General features: G+C 43.8%; 5 protein-coding genes. All 5 read left to right on the top strand.

Going from position 1 to position 6000, the window contains the following annotated elements:
* The first annotated feature begins 503 nt into the window (after positions 1-503).
* The 5 genes from hisZ (at position 504) to hisIE (ending at position 5907) form a co-directional block, all read left to right on the top strand.
* Positions 504-1763 carry an ATP phosphoribosyltransferase regulatory subunit gene (gene hisZ / locus BUB77_RS22045; RefSeq protein WP_073279174.1) on the top strand — a complete coding sequence of 420 codons (1260 nt, stop codon included), beginning with the start codon at positions 504-506 and terminating at the stop codon, positions 1761-1763.
* Between the two features lie 40 nt (positions 1764-1803).
* Positions 1804-2451 carry an ATP phosphoribosyltransferase gene (gene hisG / locus BUB77_RS22040; protein WP_073279173.1) on the top strand — a complete coding sequence of 216 codons (648 nt, stop codon included), beginning with the start codon at positions 1804-1806 and terminating at the stop codon, positions 2449-2451.
* Between the two features lie 135 nt (positions 2452-2586).
* Positions 2587-3885, top strand: a complete 1299-nt coding sequence (hisD, locus tag BUB77_RS22035; protein WP_073279172.1) for a histidinol dehydrogenase — start codon at positions 2587-2589, stop codon at positions 3883-3885.
* Positions 3886-3887: 2 nt separating this feature from the next.
* A complete protein-coding gene (gene hisB, locus BUB77_RS22030; RefSeq protein ID WP_073279171.1) occupies positions 3888-4478 on the top strand; it encodes an imidazoleglycerol-phosphate dehydratase HisB in 591 nt (196 codons plus the stop codon).
* A gap of 19 nt (positions 4479-4497) precedes the next feature.
* Entirely contained in the window at positions 4498-5907 is a 1410-nt protein-coding gene (gene hisIE / locus BUB77_RS30555) for a bifunctional phosphoribosyl-AMP cyclohydrolase/phosphoribosyl-ATP diphosphatase HisIE (protein WP_073279170.1), read from the top strand.
* The last annotated feature ends 93 nt before the right edge of the window (positions 5908-6000 follow it).

Raw genomic sequence — 6000 nt, 5'->3', positions numbered from 1 at the left:
CTAGCAGAAAGGATACCATTGTTTGAGCGTATTTCAGCGAGTTTGGTATCCTTTCTGCTGCCAGGAACAACCGCTGCCGGTTTAGTGGAATTTAGAACCCTGAACAGGAAAATTCTTAAATGTAAGCCAAACTCATCGGAAGCTTCCATAATTATCCTTCATGCGTTTGCCTTGATGGCAGAGAAATAAATGGTTGACATGGCAGGGGCATTGTATTATAATTATTTCACATCTATCCGCTAATGAATTATCACGTTACTGCGATAAAGTAAACGGCATCCTAACAATTTTCGAAAGATAATTACAGCATGTATAAAAGAGGAGCTGAGTTGGTAAAGCTGTACAAGGAGCTGCAGGCCCATTGTATTGTGCAGAAAGATTCCGGTTGAAAGAAAATTCAGAGGAAAGAGTCGCCACAGGTTCCTTCTTTCAACTGTTCAGTGGCAGGGAATGAAAAGTAACTACTGAGGTAGGAGCAGTTGGATTTCCCAACAGGTATGGATATGAACGATAAATTGCTGCATACACCGGAAGGGGTCAGAGACATTTACAACCATGAATGTGAGAGGAAGCTTAAAATACAGAGTAAGCTCCATCATGTTATGGAACTTCATGGTTTTCGGGATATACAGACGCCAACCTTTGAATTCTTTGAAATCTTTAACCAGGAACGTGGTACGGTTCCCCAGAAGGACATGTACAAATTTGTTGACAGAGAAGGAAACACCCTGGTTTTAAGACCGGATATAACACCCTCCATTGCACGGTGTGCCGCTAAATATTACAAAGAAGAAGAGCTTCCCATCCGTCTGTGTTACATGGGGAGTATTTTTATAAATAACACCAGCTATCAGGGAAAGCTGAAGGAATTTACCCAGCTGGGAGCAGAGCTTATCAATGACCCGTCCGTTAATGCAGATGCGGAAATGCTGGCATTGACCATAGAATGCCTTCTGGAAACCGGACTGAAGGAGTTTCAGGTGGAAATCGGCGAAGCCGGATTTTTCTATGGACTCACGAAGGAAGCCGGCTTTACAAAAGAGGAAGAGGCACAGCTTAGAAACCTGATAGAAGAAAAGAATATGTTTGGGGTAGAAGAGCTCTTATCTGAAAAGGAAATCAGCGAAGAATTAAAGAAGGCCTTTCTTACACTGCCGGAGCTGTTCGGCTCTCCGGAACGCCTTTTAGAGGCCAAAAATCTTACAAAGAATGAAAAAGCCCTAAAGGCCATTGAAAGGCTGGAGGAGGTTTATGAACTCCTGACCCTTTACGGACTGGAAAAATACATTACCTTTGATCTGGGGATGCTAAGCCAATACAATTATTATACCGGGATTATCTTTCGGGCCTATACCTACGGCACAGGGGATATCATAGCCAGCGGAGGAAGATATGATAACCTGGTGGGGCAGTTTGGCAAGGCGGCACCGGCTATCGGAATCGCCATATTGGCAGACCAGCTTATGATGGCCCTTATGAGACAGAAGATAGAGATAGAGACCAGGGGGGATAATACCCTGATCTTATACCGGAAGGAATGGAGTAAGACCGCTATCGCTCTGGCAAACCAGTTCCGCAGCCAGGATATGAATGTGGAGCTTATAAATTATGAGGAAGAGCATACATTGGAAGAATACAAAGAATATTGTAAGCGGAACAGTGTAGGCGGTATTCTTTTCTTTGAAAAGGAAAATCTTGTTGAGGTAATTAACTGTCAGACAGGGGAGAGCAATACGGCAAGGCTTTCGGAAATTCTGAACTGATAAAAGACCTGTATATTTCATATTTGGAGAGTGTGTATAGATGAGATATTTAACATTTGCCTTAGCCAAAGGAAGGCTGGCCAAAAAGACAATGGAAATACTGGAACAGGTCGGATATACCTGTGAAGAGATGAAGGACCCGGATTCCAGAAAACTGATATTTGTAAATGAAGAGCAGAAAATTAAGATATTCCTGGCAAAGGCCAATGATGTCCCGACCTATGTGGAATATGGAGCAGCCGACATCGGCGTGGTGGGAAAGGATACGATTCTGGAGGAAGGCAGAAAGCTCTATGAGGTCATAGATTTGGGCTTTGGAAAATGCAGGATGTGCGTAGCCGGCCCCTTGTCGGCAAAAGAGCTGCTGCATCACGGGGAATTAATCCGGGTGGCCACCAAGTATCCCAACATTGCCAAGGACTATTTCTATAATAAGAAGCACCAGACAGTAGAAATCATTAAGCTTAATGGGTCCATCGAGCTTGCTCCTATTGTTGGATTATCAGAGGTTATTGTGGACATCGTAGAGACCGGCTCCACCTTAAGGGAGAATGGCCTGGAGGTCCTGGAGGAAATCTGCGGTCTTTCTGCCAGAATGGTCGTAAACCAGGTAAGTATGAAGATGGAGCAGGAGAGAATCAACAAGCTGATAACTGATTTAAGGGAAGTACTTGCAAGAGCCAGGTAGTAAAATAAATTTGATGAATAAGCAATTATATTAAGAAAATAGTAAGAATGGTAGAAGTGATATAATCAGTGAGGCAGAAAACTTAACGGTACGAAGGAATAAGGAATTCTTTCCATATTCAGAAAAGAGGTCATGATGAGGATAGCAAGGTTAGAAAAAGAGTTAAAGGAAGATATTCTAAAGAACCTGTTAAAGAGAAGTCCAAACCAGTATGAAGCTTATGAAAAAGCTGTAGCTGAAATTATTGAAGGAGTTAAGACCAGAAAGGATTCAGCTCTTTTTGAATATACAAAGCGCTTTGACAGGGCAGAGATTGATAAGGATACCATCCGTGTCACACCGGAAGAGATAGAGGAAGCCTACCGCCTGATAGACCCGGAGGTAGTGCAGGTTATCCGGAAATCCGCAGAAAACATCAGAGCCTATCATGAAAAACAAAAGCAGTACAGTTGGTTTGACAGTGAGCCAAGCGGTATTATATTGGGACAGAAGGTTACCCCACTGGCTTCCGTGGGAGTATATGTGCCGGGAGGAAAGGCAGCTTATCCCTCCTCCGTTCTAATGAACGTCATACCGGCAAAGGTAGCAGGAGTAAAACGCATTGCCATGACCACACCGCCGGATAGTGAAGGAAAGATTTATGCCGGAACCCTGGTGGCTGCCAAGGAAGCAGGGGTCACGGAGATTTACAAGGCAGGAGGAGCACAGGCAATAGCAGCACTTGCCCATGGAACGGAATCCATAAAGAAGGTGGATAAGATTGTAGGGCCGGGGAATATCTATGTGGCACTGGCAAAGAAGGCCGTATACGGCCATGTAAGTATTGATTCCATTGCAGGTCCCAGTGAAATACTGGTCCTGGCTGATGAAACCGCCAATCCCAGATATGTGGCTGCCGACCTTTTATCCCAGGCAGAGCATGATGAGCTGGCAAGTGCCATCCTGATAACCACCAGTGAGAAATTGGCTTATCAGGTGTCGGAAGAAGTAGATAAATTTACAGCAGTATTATCCAGAAAAGAAATAATTAATAAGTCCCTTGATAATTATGGCTATATTCTGATAGCTTCCAATCTGGAGGAAGCAGTGGAGACAGCCAATGAGATAGCTTCCGAGCACCTTGAAATCCTCACCAGGGACCCTTTTGCCCTTATGACAAAGATACAGAATGCCGGAGCAATCTTTCTTGGAGAGTACAGCAGTGAACCATTGGGGGACTATTATGCAGGACCCAATCACGTGCTTCCCACCAACGGAACCGCTAAATTCTTCTCCCCTTTAAGTGTGGATGATTATATAAAGAAATCCAGCATTATTTCCTATTCCAGAGAAGCTCTGGAGCCGGTTTACAAGGACATTGTCCGTTTTGCCAGAGCGGAAGGCCTTACAGCCCATGCCAATTCAATCGCTGTACGTTTTGAAGAGGAGGAATAGGGATGGAAAGAAAAAGCAGGATAGAGAGAAAAACAAGAGAAACAAATATCACGCTTTCCATCAATCTGGACGGAACCGGTGAAGCCAATATCAAGACAGGTATCGGTTTCTTTGACCATATGCTGGAGGGCTTTACCAAACATGGCTTTTTTGATTTGGAAATTACAGTAGAGGGTGACCTTCATGTGGACGGACACCATACGGTGGAAGACACCGGGATTGTATTAGGGCAGGCAATCCGCCAGGCCCTGGGAGAGAAAACAGGAATTAAGCGCTTTGGCAATTTTCTGCTTCCCATGGATGAAACCCTTGTATTATGTGCCGTGGATTTATCGGGACGGCCTTACCTGGTATGTGACCTTGGAAGTCTGGCTCCCATGGCAGGAGAGCTTGATACGGAGCTGATACAGGAATTCTTCTATGCTTTATCCTACAGTGCCGGTATGAACCTTCATATTAAAAAAATCCATGGCAGCAACACCCACCATATTATCGAGGCAGCTTTTAAGGCCTTTGCAAAGGCATTGGATGAAGCATCTTCCTTTGACAGCAGAATAAAGGATGTTCTCTCTACAAAAGGAATGATAGAATAAAGAGTGATAGGAGGCAGTCATGCAAAAGAAGCTTATACCGTGGATGGTTTACAATAGAGAAAATACCGAGGAATTCTTAACACAGGGGGCAGCCTATGAGGCTTATGGGGCCGATGAGCTGTATATAAGCTGTGATGCGAAAGACTATTCCTCCAAGGAAGAATTTTTAAAGGCTGCGGGAGAACTGGCGAAACAGGTTGATATCCCCATTGTAATAAGCTGTCATTTAGAGCGGTTTGAAGATGTGAAGAAGGCACTTTATACCGGTGCCAAGGCCATGGCCGTTAATGCCTGCGATTTAAGAGGCGCATCAGGAAAGTGGGAGCATACGGAGGAAGAAACTTCCGGAATGAAGGCGTTAAAAGAAGCATCCGCCCGCTTTGGCAAAGAGAGGATTTATCTTGAGGTTAAGGAAGAAGAGGATAACAAAAGCCTGATAACTTGGGCAGAAGAATTTGTTTCGGCTCTTATCATAGAAAAGTGTGAAGGAAAAGCACTTTCAAATACTGTTATTCATGGCAGTACGCCAGAACTGTCTGCGGTATGCAATGGGAGCAAGAGTGAAACACAGACAGGGAACAAGAATTTGCTGGAAACCCAGCTTCCTTTCTTTATTAAGAGCAACAGCTTAGAATGTCAGGAGAAAAAAGCGGCATCCGAAGAACTGGAGGCTTGGCTTGGGGTAAAGGAGGAACTGTCAGAGGATAGGACAGAAGGAATTATAGCAGATTATGGTAGGGAAGAAAATTTATATACCATAAAGAAGGCTTTGAAGCAAGAAAATATCTCTGTAAATACCTATGAGAGCAGTATTCCTTTTTCCCAGATGAAGAAAAACAACGACGGACTGTTACCCGTAGTGGTACAGGATTATAAGACCAAGGAAGTCCTGATGGTTGCCTATATGAATGAGGAAGCTTATAATAAAACCGTTGAGACGGGCAGAATGACATATTACAGCAGAAGCCGCAGCAAGCTTTGGCTAAAGGGGGAGACCTCGGGCCATTTCCAGTATGTAAAGTCACTGACCATAGATTGTGATAAGGATACTTTGCTTGCCAGGGTTCGCCAGGTAGGACCTGCCTGCCATACGGGAAATCCCACCTGCTTTTTTGAGGAGACCTATAAAAAACCTTATGATGATACAAATCCCCTGACCGTGCTGGATGAGGTATATAGCGTAATTATGGACCGTAAGGAACATCCCAAGGAAGGCTCCTATACCAATTATCTTTTTGATAAGGGGATTGATAAGATATTAAAGAAATGCGGAGAAGAAGCGGCAGAAATCATAATAGCTGCGAAGAACCCCGATTCTTCCGAATTAAAGTATGAAATTTCTGATTTCTTGTATCATATGATGGTGCTGATGGCAGAGTGCGGCTTGGATTGGAAAGATATTGTTAAGGAATTAGCCCATAGAAGATGAGAAAATCAAGAATTTGGGAAATAATACTTGATTTCCATATGATATGATGATATAATGCTTAATTGAGAGTGTAAAAGTATTTGAAAGGAGTGG

This window comes from Anaerocolumna jejuensis DSM 15929, assembly GCF_900142215.1.
Classification (GTDB): Bacteria; Bacillota; Clostridia; order Lachnospirales; family Lachnospiraceae; genus Anaerocolumna; species Anaerocolumna jejuensis.
This window is presented reverse-complemented; position numbering and strand designations above follow the sequence as displayed.

Coding starts and splice junctions, on each gene's coding strand:
- hisIE (WP_073279170.1), top strand. CDS start 4,498: ATGCAAAAGAAGCTTATACCGTGGATGGTTTACAATAGAGAAAATACC.
- hisB (WP_073279171.1), top strand. CDS start 3,888: ATGGAAAGAAAAAGCAGGATAGAGAGAAAAACAAGAGAAACAAATATC.
- hisZ (WP_073279174.1), top strand. CDS start 504: ATGAACGATAAATTGCTGCATACACCGGAAGGGGTCAGAGACATTTAC.
- hisG (WP_073279173.1), top strand. CDS start 1,804: ATGAGATATTTAACATTTGCCTTAGCCAAAGGAAGGCTGGCCAAAAAG.
- hisD (WP_073279172.1), top strand. CDS start 2,587: ATGAGGATAGCAAGGTTAGAAAAAGAGTTAAAGGAAGATATTCTAAAG.